Origin of the sequence: Candidatus Tumulicola sp., assembly GCA_035601835.1 — a bacterium.
In the GTDB taxonomy this organism is placed as follows: Bacteria; Vulcanimicrobiota; Vulcanimicrobiia; order Eremiobacterales; family Eremiobacteraceae; genus DATNNM01.
This window is the reverse complement of the sequence record DATNNM010000016.1, coordinates 161,882-185,975: the sequence shown is the minus strand read 5'-3', so window position 1 is coordinate 185,975 and position 24,094 is coordinate 161,882. Positions and strand designations below refer to the sequence as shown.

The window sequence follows — 24,094 nt, the reverse complement described above, 5'->3', positions numbered from 1 at the left end:
GGTATGAACAGCACCACCACCCCCATGGATCTCGCACCTGAGGCGACCGCCGCGATCAACGACTATCTCGATCGCGTGCGGATGGCGTTGCCGCTCTCGCCCTCCGCGCGGTTGGCCGCAGCCGACCGCCTGTATCACGAGATCGTCAGCGCATGCTCCGAAAAAGCGCAGCAAGCCGGCAAGAAGCTCATCGACGCAGACGTCGTGCACGAGCATCTGACGACGCTCGGCGATCCAGTCGCCAAAGCGCAAGCGATGACGAGCGAGACGGGCGCCGGCGCGTGGGCGTGGCCCGGCGACTATTTCGCGGATGCTTTGCGCCATCACCGCGTCGCCGAGCGCGTCGACAAGTTCGCGCGCGCGGCGGCCGAGCACGGCGAGCATGCGGCTCGCGTCTCGATGGATGCGGCGGCGAGTGCGCTCGACATCGCGGCGAAGAAGCTGCGCGAAGCCGCCGAGCGACTCAAGAACAGGCAATAACCGCCCTAAGGCCAAATCACCCGGGCCATATGAGCATGGCCCGGGTAAGCGCATGCGCCGCGTAGCGCTGATCGCGATCGCGATCGGCGCTGTGGCTTCTTTGATCGTCGCCGCCGAACGCTTCCGCTACGAGCGCAACAGCCGCTCGGTTGAGATCGCCATGGACCAGCAGGACCTGGCGGACTTCGCGACCGCCTACGGCTACGACATGACCGAATTGATGCGCCAGATGCGCATCGCCGGCCTCAGCGCCGTGGCGATCTACGAAGAGACGGGCCTACGCGTCAACCTCGGCAATCATGCGTACGCCCAGTCCGGGCAGCAGCTGATCGCGACCGCCCGCACCACGCCGCTTTCCGACCCAGTGCTGGCCGCCCTCGCGAAGCAGGGCGCCATCGATCCCGGCAGCATGTACTTGCTCGTGTACGATCGCGCGTCGCTCGATCGCTACGTGTGGGCGCTGCGCAACCAGCTCGAAGCGCGCAACGTGCGCGTGCTGCGCTCGACGCTGCCCGCTTTGCTCGCCGTCAAGACGCAGGTGGACTACTTCAATAACCTAGGGCTCGGCATTCCGCAAGACGTCGCCGCCAAGGTGCGCGACTTAGGCTTGATAGTCGATCCGCGCTTTCAGAACAACGAGAAGTTGGACCAGCAGCGTATCGAGGCGGTCTTCGATCAAGCGATGGCAGGCGGCAAGATCGGCACCGTCATCTTTTTCGGTTTGCGCAATGAGGTGATGGGGTACGAGTACCAGCTCGACGCCACAGCCGCGGTGTTCTCTGCCCCGCGCGCCAATCGCCCGCTCTTCGGGTTCATCGAATTCTACGATCCCACGCAGGCGCAAAAAGGCGGAGAGACGCTCGGCCGCAAGATCCCCGGCCAAACCGTGCGCGTCCAAGCGATCTCGAAGCTCGAACTCGACAAACTCGATCTCGACACGGTCATCGCGCGCTATCTGCTCGGCGTGCGCGAGCGCAACATCCGCGTGATCTATCTGCGCCCGTTCCCGCACCTGATCCAGATCAAGGATGCGTCGGGCCAATGGGTAACCGCGTCGGCCGAAGCGACCAACCTCGAGATGCTGCGCGAGCTGCGCGGCGCCCTCGAGGCGAACGGATTCCACGTCGGTCGCGCGCACCCGTTCGTGGATTTTGGGGGCGCGTGGATCGAACTGCTCTACTTCCTCGCCGCGATCGGCGTCGCCGGCGGCCTCTTGCTGTTCCTCGATCTCTTCGGCTGGGCGCGCGCCTGGATGCCGTGGGTGTTTTTCGGGCTCACCACGATCGCGTTCTGGGCAGCGGCCTTCGTCCACCACGACGATATCGTCCGGCGCGTGTGGGCGCTCGGCGGCGGGCTGATCTTCAGCGTGCTTGCCGGCATGGCCGTCGCGCCATATTTCTCGAGTGCGGAGGAGGACGCAGGAGCTAAAGCTCCTGCTCCACAGCGCGGGCTGCGCTGCCTGCTCACCGCCGCCGGCGTGGCGCTGCTCGGAGCGCTGTTCGTCATCGGTTTGCTCTCCCAAGCGACGTTCATGCTCGAGGTCCAACAGTTCTTCGGGGTCAAAGCGTTGCTCGTCGTTCCCGCGCTCGCGCTCGTCGCGATCTATCTGTTCACCGATGCGTTCGGCGCGCGGCGGCAGATCGGCGATGCGTTCTCGTCGCCGGTGCGCGCGTGGCAGCTCGCAGCTATCGTGGTCCTCGTTGCGGGAGCCGCGCTGCTCGTCTTGCGTTCCGGCAATCAACCGGATACCGGCGTCTCGCCCCTCGAAGTGCACCTGCGCGGCTTTCTGACCACCCTGCTCGGCGCAAGACCGCGCTTCAAGGAGTTCCTCGTCGGCTTTCCCGCGCTGTTCTTGCTGCCCGCGCTCTTGCCGGCGCATCGCCGCGCGCTTGGCTGGGTCTTCGTGCTGGCCATCGGCATCGGCACCGCTGATATCGTCGATACGTTCTCGCACATCCACACGTCGCTCGTGATCGGCGCGCTGCGGTTGTTCAACGGTCTGGTCGTCGGCTCTGCCGTCGGGCTGATCGCGCAAGCCGTGTACCGGCGTTTCGCTCGCTCCGCGACGGCCGCGCGCGGTACATGAGCTCCGCGCCCGCGCGCCTGCTGCTATCCGGTTACTATGGGTTCGGGAACTTCGGAGACGAAGCGATCCTGCGCGTCTTCGTGGACGAGTGGCGGCGACGCCGCGCGAACGACGTCATCACCGTGCTCTCCGAACGCCCCGATGAGACGCGTCAGACCTACGGCGTCGAAGCGTTGCCGCGCATGGCCTGGAGCAGCGTGCATGCAGCGGTGCGCCGCGCCGACGTCACGGTGAGCGGCGGCGGCGGATTGCTGCAGAGCGCGACGAGCTTGCGCAGCCTGCTCTATTACGCAAGCATCATCCGCGACGCCAAGCGCGCGGATCGCAAGGCGGCGATCTTCGCGCAAGGCATCGGGCCGCTCAACTATTTCGGCCGCGAAGTGACCAAGCGCGCCTGCGCGAACGTCGATCTTGCGTGCGTGCGCGACGAAGAGAGCGCCAACACGCTGCAGGCGCTGTTGCCAAACGTCGAGGTGCGCCTCAGCGCCGATCCGGTTTTTCTCGCCCCCGGCGAGGTGAGCCCCGCCGCTCGCGAGACGCTGGCCGGCGAAGGGCTGCATGCCGGTATCGAAAGTCTCGTGGCGGTGATCGTCAGGCGCGGCGCGCCTCTGGATCAGATGATGGAAAGACTCGCGGGCCTCGTCGACCGTCTGTCGGCCGACGGCGCGCACGTGGTCTTCGTGCCGCTCCAGATCCCGCACGACGCGGAAGCGGCCGCGAGCGTCATCCGGCGCTGCAAGTCGGCTCCCGTGCTTCTGGGCGGCGGCTACGACCTTCCGACGATGACCGCGCTCATCGCGCGCTGCGCCGCGGTCGTTTCGATGCGGCTGCACGCGCTGATCATCGCCGCGCGCCTCGGCGTCCCGTTCATGGCCGTGCAGCATGATCCTAAGCTCGCCGCGCTCATCGGTACGCTCAACTATCCGCTCCCGCCTTTGCGGCGCGATAGTTTTGTGGACGAGATGACGAACGCGCTCTGGTCGCAACGCGACGCATTGCGCGCGCATCTGAAGTCGCGCGTGCCTGCGCTGCAAGCGCGCGCTGCGCTGGCCTTCGACTGGCTGCAGCAACTCGTCGAAGGCGCACCCTCCGCGGAAAGATAAACGTACTCGACACATGCGTATGCGTTGGACCTGGCGAGTAGGGAAGATCGCCGGCATTGAGATCGCCGTGCACCCGAGCTGGCTCATCATCTATTTGCTATTCGCGTGGTCGGCGGCCACAATAGCGAAGCTGTTATCGCAAGAATTGTCCGCCGCAAACGACATCGTGCTCGGACTCATCGCCTCGCTGGTGCTCTTCGCCAGCGTTGTGGCGCACGAGTTCGCGCACGCGCTGGTCGCGCGCCGGCTCGGCATTCCGATCGGCAACATCACGCTGTTCCTGTTCGGGGGCGTGGCGAGCATCTTGCGCGAGCCGGGAACGCCGGCGGACGAGATCAAGATGGCTGGTGCGGGCCCGCTCGCGAGCATCGTGATCGGATTGGTCTTCTACGCGCTGGCGCTGGCGTGCGACAGAATCAGTTGGCTCTGGGGCTTCACGTTTTGCTGGCTGCTCGCGGTCGCCAACGGCATGCTGGCGCTGTTCAATCTCTTGCCGGCTTTTCCGAGCGACGGAGGCCGCCTGCTTCGTGCGGTCTTGTGGCGCATATACGGCAGCCAGGCGCGCGCGACGAGCATCGCGAGCATCATCAGCGCGGGCGTGGCCGTGGCGCTCGTGGGGTTGGGAGCGTATGAGGGCATCGCGCTGAAAGAGCCGCGCGGCTGGTGGCTGGTGCTCATCGCCCTGTTCTTGTGGCAGGCAGCGCTCGCGAGCGGCCGCCAAGCGCGCATCAATCTCGCGCTCGAACGGACGCCGGTCGGCGATTGCATGGCCCGCCGGCTCATCCCCGTGCCGACCGACGCCTCGATCGCGTCCTTCGTCGGCGGACTTGCCGCGGACGGGAGCGTCGCCGGCTATCCCGTCGTCTCCGATGGGGCGCTGGTAGGGCTGGTCACACTGCACGACACCACCTCGGTTCCGCCGGAGCTATGGCCCCATACGCCGGTCAGCGCGATCATGACGCCCGCGGATAAACTCCCGACCATCGCGCCCGATGTCGCAGCCTCCGAAGCGCTGACGAAGCTCACCACCAGCGGCGCGAGGAACCTCGCGGTGATGGACAACGGCGTCCTCACGGGCGTGGTTTCCGAGGAAAGCATCTTCACAGCGCTGCGCTCGCGGGATGCCAAGGCATGAGCGGACGGGGGTTCCCCCAGGTGCCGGATCAGCCGGAAGCTGCGAAGCGCGAGCTTGAAGTCCTGGAGTTCTGGCGCGCACAAAAGATCTTCGAGCGCACGCTCGAGCAGACGAAAGACGGCCCGCGCTTCACGTTTTACGAAGGACCGCCCACCGCGAACGGCAAGCCCGGCGTGCACCACGTGTTGGCTCGTTCGTTCAAGGATCTGTATCCGCGCTTTTGGACGATGCGCGGCTACTTCGTCCGGCGCAAGGCCGGATGGGATACGCACGGGTTGCCGGTCGAGCATCAAGTCGAAAAAGAGATCGGCATCCTCGACAAGAGCCGGCTGGTAGCCGAGGTCGGCATCGCGGAGTTCACGCGCCGCTGCCGCGAAAGCGTCTATCGCTACGTGGCGGACTGGAACCAGATGACCGAGCGCATGGGCTACTGGCTCGACCTGGACGATGCGTACTTCACCCTCACCAACGACTACATCGAAAGCGTCTGGTGGCTGCTCAAGCAGTTGTGGGATCGCCACCTCATCCAGCAAGACTACAAGACGGTGCCGTACGATCCGCGCATCGGCGCGACGCTTTCGGATCACGAGGTGGCGCAGGGCTATCGAGAGGTGGACGATCCGTCGGTCTTCGTGCGATTCCGTTTGCGCGACGATCCGAAGACCTCGTTCCTCGCTTGGACGACGACGCCGTGGACCTTGCCCGCCAATATGGCCCTGGCCGTGCATCCCGAGGTGGAGTATTGCCACGTCGCGCACGGCGAGGAGACGCTGATCGTCGCGGCGCCGCTGCTCGGCGCGGTGTTCCAAGGCGAGGAACCGCGCGTCGTCAAGCGCGTGCGCGGCAAGGCCTTGACGGGAACGCACTACCAGCCGCTGTACGATTATTGCGAGAGCGACCAGGATCGCTATTACGTGATCGCCGCGCCGTACGTCTCGACGGAGGACGGCACCGGCATCGTGCACATCGCGCCCGCCTACGGTGCGGAGGACCTCGCCTTGGGCAAGGCCCACGATCTACCTATCTTCTATAGCGTGGATTTCACCGGGCACGTGGTCCCGGAGGTGAAAGTCGCCGCCGGGCTTTTCTTCAAAGACGCCGACCCGCCCATCATCGCGGATCTCAAGAAGCGCGGGCTGCTCTTTCGCAGCGGCACCATCCGCCACACCTATCCGTTCGGCTGGCGCACAGACGACCCGCTGCTGTACATCGCCAAGACCGCGTGGTTCATCCGAACGACCGAGTTCAAGCGCCAACTGCTCGCCAACAACGAGAAGATCAACTGGGTGCCCGAGACCATCAAGCACGGCCGCTTCGGCGATTGGCTGGAGCACAACGTCGATTGGGCGCTGTCGCGCGAGCGTTTTTGGGGGACGCCGCTGCCGCTGTGGACCGACGGCTCCGACTTCGTGTGCATCGGCTCGCTCGAAGAGCTTTCCAAACGCTGCGGTCGCGATCTCTCGGGGCTGGATCTGCACCGCCCGGCGATCGACGACATCACGTTCGTGCACGAAGGGCGCGAGTACCGGCGCGTGCCCGAGGTCATCGACGCCTGGTTCGACTCGGGTTCCATGCCATACGCTCAGTGGCACTATCCGTTTGAGAACGAAGCCACCTTCAAGGAGAGCTTTCCGGCGGATTTCATCACTGAGGCTGTCGACCAGACGCGCGGCTGGTTCTACAGCCTCCACGCGATCGCCACGATGCTCTTCGATTCGCCGGCGTATAAGAACGTGATCTGCCTCGGGCACGTCGTGGATGCCAAAGGCGAGAAGATGAGCAAGAGCAAGGGCAACGTGCTCGACCCTTGGGAGATCTTCGACGCGCTTGGTGCGGACGCGCTGCGTTGGTATTTCTTCACCTCGAGTCCGCCGGGAGTCGCGAAGCGCGTGTCGGAGGAATTCGTGCGCGACGGCGCGCGCACGTTGTTCAACACGTTGTGGAACACGCTCAAGTTCTTCGTGCTCTACGCCAATGCCGACGGAGTCGCGCATCCGGAAGACGTCGCGTTGGCGAGCCGGCCGGACATGGATCGTTGGGCGGTGGCGCGCCTGCAAGAACTTACCGCCGAGGTCACGCGCCGGCTCGAACTGTATGACGCACAAAACGCCGGGCGCGCCATCGAAGCGTTCGTGGACGAACTATCCAATTGGTACGTGCGCCTCTCGCGCGACCGCTTCTGGGGCGCGACCCTTTCCGCGGACAAGCGTTCTGCGTATCGCACGCTCTACGAGTGCTTGGTAGGCGTAGCGCTGCTGCTCGCGCCGTTCACGCCTTTTCTTGCCGAGTCGCTACATCAAACGCTCGTGCGTTCTGTCGATCCTCACGCGCGAGAGAGCGTGCATCTAGAGACATGGCCGGAGGCCCGAGCGGGCGATGCGGACTTGGTCGCCGCGATGCGCGTCGCGCAGGAATCGGTCGACTTAGGCCGGCGAGCTCGCGCCGCCGCGAAGATCCGCACGCGCCAGCCGCTGCCGCTTGCGTACGTGCGCCCGCGCCGCCCCGCGGACGCGAAGGCGCTGGAGCGCTTTCGTCAACTCGTGCTGGCCGAGTTGAACGTCAAAGACGTTCAGGTCGTCGGACTCGACGCGAAGTTCATCGAGTATTCCGCCCGGCCGAACCTGCCGCGCCTCGGCCCTCGATTTGGGAAGAGACTCGGCGCGCTGCGCGCGGCGCTTTCGTCGACCGACCCGCGCGCGGTCGCCACGGCCGTGGCTGAAGGCCGGTCGTTCGAGGTTTCGGCCAACGGCGAGTCTTTCACGCTCGAACCGGAAGACGTGCTGGTCGACAGCAAATCCGCTGCCGGCTTCACCTCGGCGGAGAACGACGGCATGTTGGTCGCGCTCGACGTGCGCATCGATCGCGCGCTGACGCTTGAAGGTCTGGCGCGCGAGGTGGTGCGCGCCGTGCAGGATGCGCGCAAGCAAGCGGGTTTGCAGGTCACCGATCGCATCAGCTTGCGCGTGGAGTGCGACGACGAATACCGGCAGGCGATCGAGCAGTGGCGGCGTTACATCGCTGAGCAAACGCTGGCCAACACACTCGATGTCGCCGCCGGAAGCGAGCTCAAGGTCACAGTCCGCAAGGCATGAACGAACCTAAATGTAGTGCCGGGGCTTTAGCCCCGGATCCGGACCTAGCCCCGACGCCGCATAACCGGGGCTAAAGCCCCGGCACTACAAGCGTATTATATACTCAGTTCTTTGATGCGGCTCTGCGCGTCCTGATAATCGGTTCGATCGTGGCGCGCCTGGAATAGCGCCGCCGCCTTCTTGAAGTCGGCGATAGCCGCGTCGCGCTGATTCAACTGAGCGCGGAAGAAGCCGCGGTTGTAGTAGCCGAAGGCTTCTTTGGGATCGACGGTGACGGCCTGCGTGCAGTCGGCGACCGCCTGCGAATATTGTTTGAGATTGCCGAGCGCGAGACAGCGATTGCTGTACGCGATGGCCTCGCGCGGCGCGATCTTGATGGCTTGGGTGCAGTCGGCGATCGCACCCTGGTAGTCACCCGCGTCGTTGCGCGCGAGGCAGCGGTTGTTCAGCGCGATTGACTCGTTCGGATCGAAAACGATCGCGCGCGTGCAGTCCTGGATGGCGCCCTTGAGGTCCTTGAGATCGCGCCGCACCAAGCAGCGGTTGCTGTACGCCATTGCCAAAGAGCCGTCGATCGCGATGGCGCTCGTGCAATCGGCGAGAGCAGCGCGATAGGCGCCAAGGTTTTCGCGCGCCAGGCATCGGTTATTCAACGCCTTGGCATCGTTGGGTTTGATCTTCAGCGCCGCCGTGCACTCGTCGATCGCGCCGGCGTAGTCGCCCGCATCGTTGCGCGCGAGGCAGAGGTTGGAGTGCGCGCCGCCAAGCGCAGTATCGAGTTTGACCGCTTTGGCGCAATCGCTTACGGCGCCCGCGAAGTCACCTTGTTTGTCGAGCACCAGGCACCTATTGGAGTACGCCATCGCAAAGCTAGGATCGAGACGCACCGCAGCGTTGCAATCCTTGAGCGCATCGGGTAGGCGGCCGAGCTCGTACGAGGCGAGACAGCGATCGTTGTACGCGACCGAATCGTTTGGGTTCGCCGCGAGCGCGGCGGTGCATTCATCCACCGCGGACTGATATGCTCGCGCGTCGATCTTATCGCCGCACGTGAGGGTGTGCCGTACGCCGGTGAACGACGAGCAGCCGAACAGCGCGCCGGCCGACGTCAAACACGCGAGGATGAACGCCGCAGCGGCGACTCCCTGTCGCTGTGAGCGCACGATCATGACGATCCCCAGCACCAGCATCGCGATCGTCAGGTATTGAGCGCCGGTCAGACCTAAGAACACGATGCCCGGCTCGCGGTAAAACTCTACGACGGTGCGCACGAGTCCATAACCGGCGATGAAGGCCCAGAAGATCGAGCCCGGGCGCCAGCGGTCGCCGCGCGCGTGCATCAGCCAGAGCACCGGCAGGACCAGCACGAGCATGCCGGCGGCCTCGAAGAGAACCGAGGGATAGCGATAATCGGTCATGTTGGGGAACTGCATGCCGAGGGGCGAATCCGTGACCCGACCGGGCAGTTCGGCGTTGATGAAGTTCGCGATGCGGGTGAGCGCGATTGCGAGAGGGATCCATAACGAGGTCTCATCGAGCAACGGCAAAATGGGCGTGCGCGCCCTGCGTGCGAAGAGCACGATGCCGGCGATCGCGCCGATGAGCCCGCCATGGAAAGCCATCCCGCCATGCCAAATCGCGATGATCTCGACCGGATTCGAAAGATAGTAGTTGATGGTGTGCCCGCCGGCAGGCAGAGGCGTCAGCAGGTCGGCGATGAGGAAGAAGATGCGTCCGCCGATGATGACGCCGAGCATCGCGTACACGACGAACTCTTGCGCCTGCTCGACGCTGATCCCGGTGCGGGCACGGCTGCGCCGGCTCTGCAGTTGGAGGTACACCAAAAGCGCGCCGATAACATACGACAGCCCGTACCAGCGGATGCCGAACGAGCCGAACAGATGGATGGCCACCGGATCGATGTGCGGATATTCGAACCAATGTGATACGAGGGTGGCAACGGTCGCGAACACGGCAGGAACTGGGATCAACGATACCTCCAGGAGCCCACGATGAGACGATCCGGACGAAGGCGGGACGGATGAGCACGGCCGTGGTGGCGCGCCGCGACGTCGTCTTTCATTCGCTCGTTTTCATCCTCGGCTTCACGCTCGTGTTCGTCGCCGCGGGGGCGTCGGCGAGCGCGCTCGGCCAGGCCTTTGCAGAATACCGCACGGTCATTACGCGTGTGTTCGGGGTCATCGTCATCCTTCTGGGCCTCAACATGGTGGGCCTGTTCAAAGTTCCGTTCCTAGCGATGGATAAGCGGCTGCATTTCGAGCGCCGGGGCGTTTCGTATGTCGGATCACTGCTTGCGGGACTCGGCTTCGCCGCAGGCTGGTCGCCGTGCATCGGTCCCGTGCTCGCGGCCGTGATCGCTCTAGCGAGCGAATCCGGCAGCGTGGCGACAGGCACCGGACTTTTGCTGGTCTATTCCATAGGCCTAGGCATTCCGTTTTTGCTGACGGCGATCGCACTCCAATACGTGCTGCCCCTGTTCCACCGCATCAAGCGCTTCTTGCCGGCGATCGAGATCGGCGCCGGCATCATCGTCATCGGTATGGGGCTCGTCCTGTTGACCAACTCCTTCGTGCGCTTCACGGGCTGGCTGTACCAGACATTCCCGGCGCTGGCAAACGTGGGCACGGGGCCGGAAAGCGCATCGCTGTCGCTCGGCGCGGTCTTCATCGCCGGTCTCGTCTCCTTCTTGTCACCCTGCGTCCTGCCGTTGGTGCCCGTCTACATCTCGCTGCTGACCGGTCAGAGCATCGAAGAGCTGGCGGCATGAGCATCGTGTTCTTCCTGGTCGCGGCGCTCGTCGTCGCCGGCGATCAACTGGCAAAACACGCCGTAGCGACGCACTTCATGCCGGACGAGAGCCGCATCGTCGTGCCCCACGGGTTGTGGCTGACGTACGTGCAGAACCACCGCGGCGCTTTTGGTCTATTCGGCGGGCACCCGCTGGTGCTGGCGGCGATCGCGCTCGGCGTGGTCATCTTGTTCTACCTGTGGTACCGTCAGGGCGGCGCGACCGCTTCCGTGCATATCGCCTTCGGCATGATCCTCGGCGGGGCGATCGGCAACATCATCGACCGCGTGCGCTACGGTTACGTCATCGACTTCATCGACTTACGCTGGTGGCCGGTGTTCAACGTCGCCGACTCTGCCATCACAATCGGCGTTTGCCTGCTGCTGCTGCGCATTCTCTGGCATGAACGCCGTCAGCCCGCGGAGCCGGTCGCAGCCGCGCCGTCCGCGCCCGAGTCCGCGCACCAGTGACGCGCACCGTCGCGTTCGCCGCGACGGAAGAAGACGCAGGCCGCCGGCTCGACGCAACGCTCGCCCGCCATCTGCGGCGCTCCCGCGCGGAGTGTCTCAGTTTGATCCGCGCGGGTCGCGTGCAGGTGAACGGCGCCGGCGTGAAGCCGTCGTATCCGCTGCGCGCCGGCGAGCGCATCACCGCGACGCTGCCGGATGACGCCGGGTCGCACGCGGACCCGAGGCCCGAGAAGATCCCGCTGCGCATCGTGTACGAAGACGCCGACTTGTGCGTGGTCGACAAACCCGCGGGCATGGCGACGCACCCCGCTCCGGGCGCCGAGCACGGCACGCTGGTGAACGCGCTGCTCGCCGCCGTCGGCACGCTCGCGCCGTCGGACGATCCGTCGCGGCCGGGTATCGTGCACCGCCTCGATCGAGACACGTCAGGACTGCTTATCGTCGCGAAGTCGGAGCGCGCGCTGCACGCTTTGCAGCAGGCGATCCGGCAGCGCCGCGTCGAGCGCCGCTACCATGCGGTCGTGTGGGGCGCGATGCCCGCGCCGCAGGGCAAGATCGAAGCGCCGCTGGGGCGTGATCCTGACGTCCCGACGCGATTCGCGGTGCGCGAAGACGGCCGGCCCGCGGTCACGCATTATCGTGTGCTCGAGGCTTCAAAGACGCTTTCGCTGCTGGAATTAACATTGGAGACCGGACGCACGCACCAGATCCGCGTGCACTGCGTGGCGCTCGGCAACCCGATCGTCGCCGATCGCGTCTACGGAGGCCGCAGAGATAAGCTCGGGATGAACCGGCAGGCGCTGCATGCGGTCAGCTTGCGTTTCGCGCATCCGGTGACGAACGCGGCGCTGCACTTCGAATCGCCGTGGCCCGAGGATTTTGCGGCGCTCGCGAGCCGCTTGCACACATGATCGGGTTCGCGCTGGAAGCCACCGACGGGCTCGCGCGCGCGGGCACGCTGCACACCGCGCACGGAGACATTCCGACCCCCGTGTTCATGCCGGTGGGCACGCAGGCAAGCGTCAAAGCGCTCACGCCCGAAGATCTGCGCGCAAGCGACGTCCGCATCGTGCTCGCCAATGCATATCATTGCTACCTGCGCCCCGGTGTCGACCTCATCAAGCAAGCCGGCGGTCTGCATGCGTTCATGGCATGGGATCGCGCGATCCTGACCGACAGCGGCGGCTTCCAAGTGTTCTCGCTCGCCGGCCTCGCAAGCGTCGACGACGATGGCTATCACTTCGCCTCGCACCTTGACGGCTCGCGCCACACCTTCACCCCCGAATCAGTGGTGGCGCTGCAAGAGGCGCTCGGCAGCGATATCGCCATGGTTCTCGACGACGTCGCGCCCGCGGGCGTCGAGCGCGCGCGCGCGGCCGACGCGGCTGAACGCACGCTGCGCTGGGCGGACCGAGCGCGAAAAGCGGCGACGCGCCCCGGCCAGAGCACGTTTGCGATCGTGCAGGGTTCGACGTTTCCGGATCTGCGCCGGCGTCAAGCGCGCGATCTCGCCGAGCTGGATTTTCCCGGTTACGCCATCGGCGGCTTATGGGTCGGCGAGCCGAAAGTCTTGGGTATCGAGATAGCAGCGCTCACCTGCGCGGAGCTGCCTTCAAACAAACCTCGTTATCTCATGGGCGTGGGCACGCCCGAGGATCTGCTGGCGTGCATCGCGCTCGGCGTCGACATGTTCGATTGCGTGTATCCGACGCGCTGCGCGCGGCACGCGTTGGCGCTGACATCGGCGGGCCGCCTCAACCTGCGCAATGCGAGGTTTGCGTCGGACTTCTCACCGCTCGATCCCGAGTGCGACTGCTCGACGTGCGCGACGTTCACGCGCGCGTACATCGCGCATTGCTTTCGAGCGAACGAGATGCTCGCGCCCCGGCTCGTCAGCGTGCACAACATCGCCATGCTTTCTCAATTGAGTCGCGCCGCGCGAGCCGCCATCGTACAGGGGCGCTTCGGGGCGTGGCGCGAGGCCGTAGCCGCCAAGCTCGCGCAGGGACTCCCGAGCGAAGGATAAGCGGTCCGCAGATTGGAACGTATCGAACGCGTGAGTGATGCCGGAGCCCGTGATCGCGCCGATCGCGTGGCTGACAGGCTGGCGGCGGTGCGTGCGCGCATCGAACGCGCGTGTGCGCAGGCCGGTCGCCGACCTTCCGACGTCACGATCCTCGCGGTGACCAAAGGCTTTGGTTCGGAGGCGATTCAGGCGGCACTCGACGCGAGCATCGCCGACATAGGCGAGAACTATTTCCAGGAAGCGCAGGCGAAGTTCGCCGGCGTTGCGTGGCCGTCGTCGCCCGTACGGCGCCACTTCATCGGCAGTATCCAGCGGAACAAGGCCCGTCGCATCGCCGGGCTCTTCGACATGGTGCAGACCGTCGACCGCGCCGATATCGCCGAGGCTCTCGACGCCGGCGCCGAGAACGCAGGCAAGGTCCTCGACGTGCTCGTGCAGTTGAACGTCTCGGCCGACGACCGCAACGGCGTCAAACCTAGCGAATGCGCACAACTGGTCGCGGCAATCGAACGGCTCAAGCATCTGCGCCTGCGCGGCGTCATGGCGGTCGGACCACTCGATCCGTCGACGGTCGCTCCCGCGTTCGCCGACGCCGGCAAGATCTTCGACGACCTCGCCGCGCGCAAACCCGGCGTGGACACGCTCTCGCTCGGTATGAGCGAGGACATCGAAGAGGCGATCGCCGCGGGATCGACGTTGCTGCGGCTCGGCACAGCGCTGTTCGGGCCGCGCCCCGTTAAAGGATGAAGACATGGGTGTTTGGTCGAGCGTAACGAGTTTCTTGGGGTTCCGAGACTCCGACGACGAGTTCGATGAGGAATTGTTCGACGAGCACGGCCGCCCCAAAGTCGTTTCGTTCAATGATGTCAAGGGCGGGCGGAACAAGATCGGCGTTTCGGTCTTCCACCCGCGCCATTATGAAGACGTGACCGAGATCGCGGACAATCTGCGCTCGCGGCTGCTCGTGGTCCTTAATTTGGTCGGCGCCGATCGCGCGCTGAGCCAAAGGCTGATCGACTTCTTGAGCGGCGTCGTCTATACGCTGGACGGCAAGATGCAACGATTGTCGGAGGGGATCTTCCTCTTCGTTCCCAGTCACGTGCAGATCAACGCGCGTGAACCGGACGTGACCGCGGCGACCGGCACCTACGAGGCTTGGTAATGCAATGCGGAGGCCTGAGGACGTGAAGATCACCCCGGTCGATATCCAGCATAAACAGTTCAAGAAGTCGCTGCAGGGCTATGCGCGCGAGGAGGTCGACGCCTATCTCGATGACGTCATCGAATCGCTGGAGCACGAGATCGAGGAGCGCACGAAGCTCGAGGCGAGCGTCGCCGAACTCAAAGAAAAGCTGGCCCATTTCATAGCCATGGATGAAAGCCTACGGAACACGCTTGTGCTCGCGCAGCGCACCGCTGACGAAGTCAAGGCATCGGCGCACAAGGAAGTCGACCTCATCAAGCAGCGCGGCAAGATCGATCTCGATCAAGAGCTCGCGGACATGCGCCGGCGCATCGCCGACGCCAAGAACGAGATGCAGCGCGTCCTCGACCAGACGGCGTTGGTGAAGCAGGACCTCAAGGCATTTCTCGCGCGCCACCAGGCACTGGTGGAAGAGGCGGGCATCTCCCACGACGGCGCCACGGACCACTTGCTTCCGCGTCTTCCGATCGATTCCGAGAACGCCGCGGAGGCTAGCGAAGCAGCGGACTAGCCCCGAAACCGTAGATCCCCGCTTCGAACACGATCGTGCGGCCATTCAGCACGAGCCGCCGGCTCACGTTGAGAAGCGCGTTGATGATGAGCGCGCGCACGGCGAGCCCGGCGCGGATGAGCGCGCGTGCCCGCAAGCTCAGGTCGATGCGATCCAGTCCGCCGCGGCCGGCGACCGCGGCGACAGCCGCATCGAGGGATTCGACCACTTCGAGCGCCGCCAGCGGGCGCGTTTCCATGAGTTCGGCAGCGCCGCCCGGACGCATGTCGTTACGCTTCCAGCGATCGGCCGGTCAAGGCGCTTTTCAGATCGGATAGCGCCCGTGCGTGCAGTTGCGATACCCGTTGCTTGCTGATACCGAGCCGCTGACCGATTTCGCGGAACGTGATGCTGCGTCCGTAAAACGACGCCACGATGTAGCGCTCGCGGTCGGGCAGCTCCGTCACCGCGCGGCCGATATCGCCGCGCGTGATCCGCTCCGTCACCACGGCGGCCGGGTTCGGAGACTCGCACGCAATGCGGTCGCCGAGGCGCGGACCTTCCTCTCCCGGCTGCACTGAAGCGTCTAGTGACGCGGGCGCTGCGCTGCGCAGCGCCAAGTGGATGGAGGCCAGTCGCCGCTGGTCGAGTCCGGCGCCGCGAGCCGCAGCCTTGTCGTCGGGCGCCTTGCCTTCGCCTTGCGCGAGCCGCCAGCGCGCCGCGTCGAGCACGCGCGCGTCGCGCCGGACGCGCTCGGGCACGATATCCATACGCCGAAGACCGTTGAGCATCGCGCCGCGGATGAGCCGCGCGGCCCACGTCTCGAACGAGGCGCCGAACGAGGGGTCGAAGCGCTCGATCGCGCGGAGCAGACCGACGCAGCCGTCGCCGATGAGGTCGTCCGCAGTGAAATGCGTGGGTAGACGGCGCAGCAGACTCGTGGCCAGTCGCCGGACCAGAGGCATGGCGAGGTCGCAAATCCGTTCTCGCTCGTGCGGGCAGCGCGATTTGACGAAATGGAGCGCGCATGCTTCGAGCGTCGGGTCACGCGGAAACGGGGGCGCGGCCGGAGCAAGCCCGAGACCCATCAGCGCTCCAGCGAACGCGCGAGTTCGCGGCCGATTCCGAGGCCGCTGCCGCGAGCCAGCGCGCTAGCCATGGCGTCGACGAAAAACGCCTGCATGAGGTTATCGCGCGACGTGCCGTCCGCCGCGTCTTCGTCATCGGCGCCCATGTGCGCGCGCTTTCCGACGCCGGCCTCGCTTAGCAACTGGCGAAGCATGCCGGCCTCGAATTCGCGGCACGCGGCGGCGAGCGACACGTTCACCGGGCCTAGCCTCGCTCCAGGTTGTTGGCGAGCCGCAGCATCTCGTCTGCGGCCTGCACGCTTTTGGCGTTGGCTTCGTAAGCGCGCTGCGCGGTGAGCACCGCCATCATCGCGCCCACCACGCTGACGTTCGAGCGTTCCAAGAAGCGCTGCTTGATGAGACCGAAGCCGCCCGTGCCGGGCACACCGCGATAGAGCGCCCCCGCGCCAGGCGTGGCGTGGAAGAGCGAATCGAGACCGAAGCGCAGGCCCGGATTCTGCGCGAACGCGCAAAGCTGGATCTGGCCGGCTTCGACCGCGTCTTGCTTGCCTGCCACTTTAGCGCGGACGCGCCCGCTTGCGTCGACGCTCATCGACACCGTGCCGGGCGGAAGCTTCACATGCGCAAGAACGGCGCCGTTGCCGAGCCGCAAGTGCCCAGCGGCGTCCGGCGTGAAGTTGCCTGCTCGCGTGAACGCCGAACGTCCCCCGAAAGCTTCTACCTCGAAGAGACCCTCGCCGTCGATCGCCAAATCGTGCTCGTTGTTGGTCGAATCGAGCCGGCCTTGTACGAAAAGTTTTTGCGTCCGCTCCGCTGCGCTCGCGAGGGCGGCGCCATCGGGCGTGACGAGCGCGGCGAACTCGGGCCGGTCTGCGCGGAAGCCCGGCGTGTCGAGGTTGGAGAGATTGGCGGCGACGGCGTCGAGCACGGCTTGCTGTGCCGCCATGCCGGCCGCACCCGCCGCGAGCGCGCGGTTCACGGGCGCACCGCCGGCACGTCGGTGACGGCGCGTCGCAGCGATTCGTCGGCGCGCTGCGCGCTTTTCTGATTGGCTTCGTACGCACGCTCGGCGCCGACGAGCGCGGTCATCTCGGCGATCGGGTCGACCCCGGAATCTTCAAGGTAACCGGCTCGCACTTGCGCTGCGCCGCGCGTCAAAGGATGCCGCTCGTCGACGACTCGCAGCCGGTCGAGGACCTGACCGCCTCTGACGATCCGCCCATCTGAATCGACGTGGGCCCCGCGCGGAAAACGCGCCGGCCCGAGCGCTCCGAGCGCGCGGCGTCCGCGCGCATCGCACAGATAGCCTGACGGATCCACCTGGAGGCGGCCATCGCGCGAATACTCGACCCCTGAGGCGGCGGCGAACGCGAAGGCGCCTGGACCGACCAAGGCAAGATCGGTTGGCACGCCGGTCCGACGCAGGCCGCCTTGCGAGGTCGAAGCGACGATCGTGGATTCAAGCCGTTCGCCAAAGCCGGCGAGCACGGCGCGTCGCGGCCGATAACCGACCGTGCCGGCATTGGCAAGGTTTTCGGCGATCGCGTCGAGCTTGGCGCTTTGGGCGCGCATCCCGGTAGCCGCGCTGGCGAGGGCCTCGGGAACGTCCATCGCGTGCCTCCAAGATTTTCCGAGCTAGCGCTCGGAACGCTACATTTAATCGCGTGAAGAAGGGTGATATGGGCGACAGGCTACGCGCCGACCATTGCCGGCCCGCTTCTGAGATGTGTCCAAGACGTGAACGGGGGGTTTTGACAAATGGCTTTAAAGATGAGACAATTGTCCTTACCATGGCGCAGACGAAAGCACCGGCAATCTCCTGGCTGCTCGCCGGGAACAAGGCTAAGGATCTGAGCCAAGCGGCCCGCGAAGGGGTGTCTCCTCGCGCGCTCGAGCGGCTGGCGGAAACCGGCGGGCTATCGCGACAGGAACTCGCAGGCGCGCTGGGAGTTTCAATCCGAACCCTCGACCGTCATAAGCAAAAGGGTTCGCGGCTCGGCGCGAGTGAGTCCGATCGGGCCGTGCGCCTCGCGCACGTGCTGAACCACGCGTTCGACGTCTTCGGCAATCGCGAGAGCGTCGCCGATTGGCTCCACGGCAAGATCCGCGCGCTCGGTCATCGGCGCCCGGTCGAGTTCCTCGACACGCATGCCGGCATCACCGAAGTCGACCACATTCTCGGGCGCATCGACCACGGCATCATCGGTTAGTGCAGGTCTGGCGCTTGGTCCGCCGGCCCTACCTCGCCGACGCGTTCATCGGGGAGGGGGCGCGGCGCGAAGGCGGTCGCTGGAACAGCCTGGGTGTGCCGGTCGTGTACGCGAGCGCGACGCTGGCCCTCGCTCTGCTGGAGCATCTGGTACACGCGGGCGGCATACGGCTGCCGACCGACACGGTTGCCATTCCGGTCGACATCCCGGCGCGCATCAGCGTGGAGAGAATCGAGGCAGCGCGATTACCGCGGCATTGGCGGCAGGACTTCCCCATTCCAAAGGAACTGCAAGCGATGGGCGACGCATGGGTGAAACGCAAGATCTCGGCCGTCATGGAAGTTCCGAGCGCGATCGTGCCGAGCGAGCATAATTATCTCTTGAACCCGGCGCACCCCGACTTCAAGCTCGTCAAGATCGGGAAAGCGCAGTCTTTCGGCATCGACACGCGGCTGCTCTCGTAGCGTCGCGGGTCGGGAGGGTCAAGGGAGAGCCTCGCGCGACGTCGCACTTCCACAGACGCCGGAGGTGCTGTTAGCTCGCGATGATCGTTCTGCGCCTGATGGGATGGCTGTTCCTCATCATCGGTCTCGTCATCCTCGGCCTCATGCTGAACTCGGACATCCAGTACGCGGTGAGCGGACACGCCGCCGGCTGCGGATTCTTGCACGGCCACTGTCTACCCGGCCAGCGCGCCAATCTTTACACGTTCACGTTCATCGGCGCGCTCTTCGCGATCATCGGCTGGGTGTTCGTAGCCATCGACAAAGCGATGCTCAACGCCGCGCAGCACCGCGAGCATCTGCTGCATTTCGGCACGCAGGGCCAGGCGACGATCACCGACGTCCAAGACACGGGCGTCACCATCAACAATAGCCCTCGCCTGCGCGTCACCGCGCGTATCGAAGCGCAAGGCGAAGCGCCGTTTGAAGTCAGCAAAGCGATGCTGTTCTCGCGCGTCGCCTTTCCTCGCATCGGCGAAGTATGGAGCGTGCGCTTCGATCCCAACAACCATCAGGATTTCACCTTCGCACCGACCCAATCGTTCGTGACCGCGCCTGACGCGACGAACGCACCGCCGCAGCAAAATGTGGCCAACACGGTCAGCGCCGCGATCTCGCTGCGCTTCGCGCTCGGGGATCCCGCGCTCAAGGATCGCTTGCGGCAGGCGCACAGCGCGGAAGAAGCGCGCGAGATCCTGCGCTCGGTTCTCGGTCCCCAAGTGGACGCGATGAAGATCGGATTCCAGAGCAAAGATTCGGCGACTGCGGGCGCGGGCGCCGCGCCGAACGCGATGGATATCGTCGGTCAGTTGGAGCGGCTGACCATACTACGGGATAAGGGGGCGCTCACTCCCGAAGAATTCGAGACCGAAAAACGCAAGATCCTCGGCGAAACGTGATCAAGGTTTTAGGAGCGAGCGGCAGGTCATCTCTGCCGGCTGTTTGAGGTCCATGAGTGCGCAGATCGTGGGCGCGACGTCGCACAACTTTCCCCCGCCGTCAAGCCCGCGGCGTCCGTCTTTCGAAACCAGGATGAGCGGCACCGGGTTGGCGGTATGCGCGGTCAGCTCTTGGCCGGTCGCAAAATCGATTTTGGCTTCCGCGTTGCCGTGGTCCGCCGTGACCAGCATGATCGACCCTGCATCGAGCACTGCGCGTTCGATCCGGCTGAGGCACCCATCGACCACCTCGAGCCCCTCGATGATGGCGTCCCACTTGCCGGTGTGACCGACCATATCGGGATTCGCGAGATTCATGACGATGAGCGCGTAGCTCCGCGACGCGATGGCCTCAACAGCTTTCGCCGTGATCTCGCGCGCGCGCATGGCGGGCAGACGATCGTAGGTGCCGACGTCGCGAGCCGATGGCACGAGGACTCGGTCCTCCAGCGGAAACGGCTCTTCGCGCCCGCCGCTGAAGAAATAGGTCACGTGCGCGTACTTCTCCGTCTCGGCCAAGCGCAGCTGCGCCAAGCCCGCGTCGCTGACCACTTCGCCCAACGTGTGGGTCTCGAAGACGCGCCCGAACATCACGGGGTTCTTAAAGGTCTCGTCGTAGAGCGTCATGATCGCGAAGACGAAGTCGTTGAAACGCTTGACCGGAAACTCCGCGAAATCCGGCTGTGAGAACGCGCGCGTCAACTGGCGCGCGCGATCCGGCCGGAAGTTGAAGAAGAAGCAGCCGTCGCCGTCCTTGACGAGCGGCGCGGGCGCGCCGATGATGGTCGGTTTGACGAATTCATCGGACTCGTCGCGCGCATAGGCGTCCGCCAAAGCTTTCGTTGCGCTTGCCGCAGCCAGCGCTTTGCCGCTGACCAACGCGTCGTACGCCACCTGCGTTCGCTCCCAACGCTTGTCGCGATCCATCGCGTAGAAGCGCCCGCAGACGAGCGAGATCGCCGCGTCCGGCAACTCGCGGCACTTGGCCTCGACCTCTGCAAGGTATGCGCCGGCGCTGCGCGGCGGCGTGTCACGGCCGTCCAAAAACGCAGCGACGCGCACGCGCACGCCGGCGGACCTGGCCGCGTCGAGCACCGCATATAGATGCTTGAGCGACGAGTGCACGCCGCCGGGCGACACCAGCCCCATGACGTGCAGGGTCCCGCTCGTGCGCTTCACCTGCGCCAGCAGATCGACCAGCACGGGATTGGTGAAGAAGGCCCCCGTGTCGATGGCGTGATCGATGCGCGTGATGCTCTGATAGACCACGCGCCCCGCGCCCAGATTCAGATGTCCTACTTCGCTATTGCCTTGCTGGCCCGCAGGCAGCCCCACCGCTTCGCCGCCCGCGCCGATCTCCGTGTACGGATACGCGGCAGCGATGCGTCGATAGTTGGGCATGCGCGCAGCAGCGATCGCATTGCCGCGAGTCTCCTTGGTTATGCCGAAGCCGTCGAGAATGCACAGGACGACTTTAGCGGGCATCGACGCCCTTCAGGCCGTTGCCGACCAACTGCGCAAACGCCCGCGGATCCAAACTGGCCGAACCGACCAGTCCGCCGTCGATGTTCTTCTGCCGGCACAGCGCCTCGGCGTTTTCCGGCTTCATCGACCCGCCGTAGAGGATCACCGCATCGGCCAGCCCGCCTGCGGCATGTCGAATCACGTCGATCGTGGCGTTGGCCGATTCCGGCGTATCCGCTAACCCGGTGCCGATCGCCCAGATCGGCTCGTATGCGATGACGATGGAAGCGCGCTGCTTGTCCGACAGGTGTCCAAGGCCCGCGGCGATCTGCGCGTTGACGCGCTCCACCGTCCGTCCGGCCTGATTCTCCTCGAGCGTCTCGCCCACGCATACGATTGGGGTGATCTCCTGCGTCAGCAGCGCTGAGATCTTGCGCGCCACCATCTCGTCGGTCTCGCCGAACAGGCGCCGCCGCTCGGAGTGTCCGACGATGCAGTAGTCCACGAGCTGATGCAGCATGCGCGCGCTGACCTCGCCGGTGAACGCACCCTTGGGCTCCCAGTAGCAATTCTGCGCGCCGAGGCTTATATTATCGGAATCCTCCAACTCCTCGGCGAGCGTCTCAAGACACACGAACGGCGCGCACAACGCGATGTCCGCCTCTTCGCCCAATCCCTCCGCGAGCGGCAGGAACACGCGGGCGTAGTCCCGCGCGGTCTCGGGATCCAGATACATCTTCCAGTTCGCGGCGAAGAACGGCCCTCGACTCACGCGCGAGTGGAACTCCGCAGGGCAGCCACGCCGGGCAGTTCTTTGCCCTCGATGTACTCGAGCGTGGCGCCGCCCCCGGTCGAGATATGCGTCATCTTGTCGGCGAAACCGAGTTTGTGGGCCGCCGCGGCCGAGTCGCCCCCGCCGACGACCGACACCGCTCCCGAATCGACGATCGCCTGCCCCACCGCCTCGGTGCCCGCGGCGAACGCGTCGAATTCGAACACGCCCATCGGCCCGTTCCACAGCACCGTCTTGGCGCCGAGGATGACGCCGCGATAGTGCTCCGCCGTCGTCGGGCCGATGTCGAGGATCATCTCGTCCGCGCGGATCTGGTCCACGTCCGCGAAGCGAGAGTCCGCCTCGGCCGACAACTCCTTGGCCACCACCGCGTCGTCGGGCAGATGGACGTCCACCTTTGCTGCCTCGTGCTCGATTGTGCGGACGATGGCTTTGGCCGGCTCGAGATCGGCGTCGCGCAGAGATTTTCCGACGTCGAACCCTTGCGCCGCCAACAGCGTATTGGCCATGCCGCCGCCGAACACCAAAGAATCGCACAGCTCCATCAGCCGGGTGACGACTCCGAGCTTGTCCGAGATCTTCGCCCCGCCCAGCACCGCGACGAACGGGCGAGCGGGATGCTGCAGGATGCTGTCGAGCACGTCGAGCTCGCGCTCGAGCAGCGGGCCCATATAGGAAGGAAGATATTGGGTGACGCCGACCGTGGAGGCGTGCGCGCGGTGCGCCGTGCCGAACGCGTCGTTGACGTAGGCGTCGCCGAGCGATGCCAGTTCCCGTGCGAACTGCGGATCGTTCTTCTCTTCCTCGGGATGGAAGCGCAAGTTCTCGAGCAACAGGACGTCGCCGTCTTGCAGCGCGGCAGCGGCCGCTTGCGCCAGCGGTCCGATGCAATCGGGGACGGTTTTCACTTCGACCCCGAGCGCTTTGGAAAGTGCGCGCGCGACCGGCGCCATGCGCAGCGACTCAACGACCTTGCCATCTGGGCGGTCTAGATGCGACATCACAATCACGCGGGCGCCGCGCTCGCACAAGTTGCGCAGCGTGGGCACGGCCGCGGCGATGCGCGTGTCGTCGGCCACGGCGCCGTCTGCGAGCGGCACGTTGAGATCTTCGCGGACCAGGATGCGCTTGCCGCGGACGTCGAGCTCCGAAATGCCCCGCATCTAGCGCGCCGCGACCGGCTCTTTCTCGAGCACGAACTTCACGAGGTCGGCGATGCGGCACGAGTAGCCCCACTCGTTGTCGTACCACGCGACGACTTTGACCAGCGTCTCGCCGATGACCGTGGTGGACAAGCTATCCACGATCGAAGAGCGCGAATCGCCTTTGAAGTCGGTGGAGACGAGCGGCTCGTCGGTGACCCCGAGAATGCCTTTCATGCGTCCGGATTCGTACGTGCGGAACAGCGCGTTGAGCGCATCCTTGGTGGTCGGCTTCTCGACGAGCGCTACCAGGTCGACGATAGAAACGGTCGGCGTCGGCACGCGCAGGGAGAAGCCGTCCATCTTGCCCTTGACCTCGGGCACGACCAAGTGCAGCGCCTTGGCGGCGCCGGTCGAGGTCGGGATGATGTTGAGCGCAGCCGCGCGGGCGCGGCGCAGATCCTCATGCGGATAATCGAGGAGGCGCTGGTCAGTGGTGTAGGAGTGGATCGTGGTCATCGTGCCCTTGAGGATGCCGAGCTCGTCCTGGAGGATCTTCACCGGGGGCGCCAAGCAGTTGGTCGTGCACGACGCGTTGGAGATGATGTTGTGCTTATCCGGATCGTACTTGTCGTCGTTGACGCCCAGCACGATCGTGATGTCCTCATTCTTGGCTGGCGCCGAGATGATGACGCGCTTTGCGCCGGCGTCGCGATGCGCCTTCGCCTTAGTCGCGTCGGTGAAGAAGCCGGTCGATTCGATGACGAGGTCGATGCCTAAGTCTTTCCATGGCAAGCGCGCGGGGTCGCGTTCGGCGAGGTACTTGATGTTCCGGCCATCGACGGTGATCCGGCCCTCGTCGTGCGTCACGGTGCCTGGATATCTGCCATAGGTCGAATCGAAGCGGAACAGATGCGCTGCGGTTTTCGTGTCGGTCAGATCGTTGACCGCGACGATTTCGATCGCCGGGTGACGCTCGATCAGGGCGCGCAAGCTCTGCCGGCCGATGCGCCCGAAGCCGTTGATGGCGACGCGGGAGTTCACGAAGAAAATCCTCCAGG

The 24,094-nt window shown here is 65.3% G+C and carries 25 protein-coding genes; 15 read left to right on the top strand and 10 right to left on the bottom strand.

Annotated features, from left to right (window positions below; translation table 11 throughout):
- The first annotated feature begins 3 nt into the window (after nt 1-3).
- From VN934_11295 to ileS, 5 genes are read left to right on the top strand one after another with little or no spacing between them, the layout of a single operon-like run.
- Nucleotides 4-480: a hypothetical protein gene (locus tag VN934_11295; protein ID HXM19378.1), complete on the top strand. Its 477-nt coding sequence runs from the start codon at nt 4-6 to the stop codon at nt 478-480.
- 52 nt (nt 481-532) lie between these two features.
- Nucleotides 533-2,566: a DUF5693 family protein gene (locus tag VN934_11290; protein HXM19377.1), complete on the top strand. Its 2,034-nt coding sequence runs from the start codon at nt 533-535 to the stop codon at nt 2,564-2,566.
- Nucleotides 2,563-3,669, top strand: a complete 1,107-nt coding sequence (csaB, locus tag VN934_11285) for a polysaccharide pyruvyl transferase CsaB (protein HXM19376.1) — start codon at nt 2,563-2,565, stop codon at nt 3,667-3,669. Before VN934_11290 ends, csaB begins: the two co-directional genes overlap by 4 nt.
- 13 nt (nt 3,670-3,682) lie before the next feature.
- Complete coding sequence (locus VN934_11280; protein ID HXM19375.1) at nt 3,683-4,804, top strand: site-2 protease family protein; 1,122 nt, start codon at nt 3,683-3,685, stop codon at nt 4,802-4,804.
- Nucleotides 4,801-7,896 (top strand): isoleucine--tRNA ligase, encoded by a 3,096-nt coding sequence (gene ileS / locus VN934_11275; protein ID HXM19374.1) that lies wholly within the window; start codon nt 4,801-4,803, stop codon nt 7,894-7,896. Before VN934_11280 ends, ileS begins: the two co-directional genes overlap by 4 nt.
- A 95-nt stretch (nt 7,897-7,991) precedes the next feature.
- On the opposite strand, the gene lgt is transcribed toward ileS, so the two are convergent.
- Nucleotides 7,992-9,887: a prolipoprotein diacylglyceryl transferase gene (gene lgt, locus VN934_11270; GenBank protein HXM19373.1), complete on the bottom strand. Its 1,896-nt coding sequence runs from the start codon at nt 9,885-9,887 to the stop codon at nt 7,992-7,994.
- Nucleotides 9,888-9,937: 50 nt separating this feature from the next.
- Here lgt and VN934_11265 point away from each other — a divergent pair, with 50 nt between their 5' ends.
- Genes VN934_11265 through VN934_11235 form a run of 7 tightly spaced genes read left to right on the top strand, consistent with a single transcriptional unit; the run spans nt 9,938 to nt 14,916 of the window.
- Complete coding sequence (locus tag VN934_11265) at nt 9,938-10,684, top strand: cytochrome c biogenesis protein CcdA (protein ID HXM19372.1); 747 nt, start codon at nt 9,938-9,940, stop codon at nt 10,682-10,684.
- Nucleotides 10,681-11,175, top strand: a complete 495-nt coding sequence (lspA, locus tag VN934_11260; GenBank protein ID HXM19371.1) for a signal peptidase II — start codon at nt 10,681-10,683, stop codon at nt 11,173-11,175. The genes VN934_11265 and lspA overlap by 4 nt, the downstream gene beginning before the upstream one ends.
- Nucleotides 11,172-12,086, top strand: a complete 915-nt coding sequence (locus tag VN934_11255) for an RluA family pseudouridine synthase (protein ID HXM19370.1) — start codon at nt 11,172-11,174, stop codon at nt 12,084-12,086. Before lspA ends, VN934_11255 begins: the two co-directional genes overlap by 4 nt.
- Nucleotides 12,083-13,201 carry a tRNA guanosine(34) transglycosylase Tgt gene (tgt, locus tag VN934_11250; GenBank protein HXM19369.1) on the top strand — a complete coding sequence of 373 codons (1,119 nt, stop codon included), beginning with the start codon at nt 12,083-12,085 and terminating at the stop codon, nt 13,199-13,201. The genes VN934_11255 and tgt overlap by 4 nt, the downstream gene beginning before the upstream one ends.
- Nucleotides 13,202-13,231: 30 nt before the next feature.
- On the top strand, nt 13,232-13,948 hold the full coding sequence (locus VN934_11245) for a YggS family pyridoxal phosphate-dependent enzyme (protein ID HXM19368.1): 717 nt from the start codon (nt 13,232-13,234) through the stop codon (nt 13,946-13,948).
- Nucleotides 13,949-13,952: 4 nt separating this feature from the next.
- Entirely contained in the window at nt 13,953-14,363 is a 411-nt protein-coding gene (locus tag VN934_11240; protein ID HXM19367.1) for a cell division protein SepF, read from the top strand.
- 22 nt (nt 14,364-14,385) lie between these two features.
- The gene (locus VN934_11235; protein ID HXM19366.1) at nt 14,386-14,916 is read left to right on the top strand and encodes a DivIVA domain-containing protein; all 531 of its coding nucleotides are present in this window, start codon (nt 14,386-14,388) and stop codon (nt 14,914-14,916) included.
- Here VN934_11235 and VN934_11230 read toward each other — a convergent pair.
- Genes VN934_11230 through VN934_11210 form a run of 5 tightly spaced genes read right to left on the bottom strand, consistent with a single transcriptional unit; the run spans nt 14,897 to nt 17,594 of the window.
- Nucleotides 14,897-15,181: a hypothetical protein gene (locus VN934_11230; protein ID HXM19365.1), complete on the bottom strand. Its 285-nt coding sequence runs from the start codon at nt 15,179-15,181 to the stop codon at nt 14,897-14,899. The two genes, VN934_11235 and VN934_11230, sit on opposite strands and share 20 nt — an antisense overlap.
- Before the next feature lie 4 nt (nt 15,182-15,185).
- Entirely contained in the window at nt 15,186-15,983 is a 798-nt protein-coding gene (locus VN934_11225; GenBank protein HXM19364.1) for a sigma-70 family RNA polymerase sigma factor, read from the bottom strand.
- Nucleotides 15,983-16,222 carry a hypothetical protein gene (locus VN934_11220; protein ID HXM19363.1) on the bottom strand — a complete coding sequence of 80 codons (240 nt, stop codon included), beginning with the start codon at nt 16,220-16,222 and terminating at the stop codon, nt 15,983-15,985. The genes VN934_11225 and VN934_11220 overlap by 1 nt, the downstream gene beginning before the upstream one ends.
- 5 nt (nt 16,223-16,227) lie before the next feature.
- Entirely contained in the window at nt 16,228-16,962 is a 735-nt protein-coding gene (locus VN934_11215) for a flagellar hook-basal body complex protein (protein ID HXM19362.1), read from the bottom strand.
- The gene (locus VN934_11210; protein HXM19361.1) at nt 16,959-17,594 is read right to left on the bottom strand and encodes a flagellar hook-basal body complex protein; all 636 of its coding nucleotides are present in this window, start codon (nt 17,592-17,594) and stop codon (nt 16,959-16,961) included. The genes VN934_11215 and VN934_11210 overlap by 4 nt, the downstream gene beginning before the upstream one ends.
- A 179-nt stretch (nt 17,595-17,773) precedes the next feature.
- Between VN934_11210 and VN934_11205 the strand changes: the two genes are divergently transcribed.
- From VN934_11205 to VN934_11195, 3 genes are all read left to right on the top strand, one after another.
- Complete coding sequence (locus VN934_11205; GenBank protein HXM19360.1) at nt 17,774-18,193, top strand: antitoxin Xre-like helix-turn-helix domain-containing protein; 420 nt, start codon at nt 17,774-17,776, stop codon at nt 18,191-18,193.
- Entirely contained in the window at nt 18,193-18,657 is a 465-nt protein-coding gene (locus VN934_11200; protein HXM19359.1) for an RES family NAD+ phosphorylase, read from the top strand. The genes VN934_11205 and VN934_11200 overlap by 1 nt, the downstream gene beginning before the upstream one ends.
- Before the next feature lie 80 nt (nt 18,658-18,737).
- On the top strand, nt 18,738-19,595 hold the full coding sequence (locus tag VN934_11195) for an SHOCT domain-containing protein (GenBank protein HXM19358.1): 858 nt from the start codon (nt 18,738-18,740) through the stop codon (nt 19,593-19,595).
- Here the strand turns inward: VN934_11195 and gpmI are convergent, their stop codons facing one another.
- Genes gpmI through gap form a run of 4 tightly spaced genes read right to left on the bottom strand, consistent with a single transcriptional unit; the run spans nt 19,596 to nt 24,077 of the window.
- Nucleotides 19,596-21,119, bottom strand: a complete 1,524-nt coding sequence (gpmI, locus tag VN934_11190) for a 2,3-bisphosphoglycerate-independent phosphoglycerate mutase (protein ID HXM19357.1) — start codon at nt 21,117-21,119, stop codon at nt 19,596-19,598.
- The gene (gene tpiA, locus VN934_11185; GenBank protein ID HXM19356.1) at nt 21,109-21,870 is read right to left on the bottom strand and encodes a triose-phosphate isomerase; all 762 of its coding nucleotides are present in this window, start codon (nt 21,868-21,870) and stop codon (nt 21,109-21,111) included. Before tpiA ends, gpmI begins: the two co-directional genes overlap by 11 nt.
- Complete coding sequence (locus tag VN934_11180) at nt 21,867-23,054, bottom strand: phosphoglycerate kinase (protein HXM19355.1); 1,188 nt, start codon at nt 23,052-23,054, stop codon at nt 21,867-21,869. The genes tpiA and VN934_11180 overlap by 4 nt, the downstream gene beginning before the upstream one ends.
- Complete coding sequence (gene gap, locus VN934_11175; protein ID HXM19354.1) at nt 23,055-24,077, bottom strand: type I glyceraldehyde-3-phosphate dehydrogenase; 1,023 nt, start codon at nt 24,075-24,077, stop codon at nt 23,055-23,057. It abuts the gene before it with no gap.
- Nucleotides 24,078-24,094 lie beyond the last annotated feature (17 nt).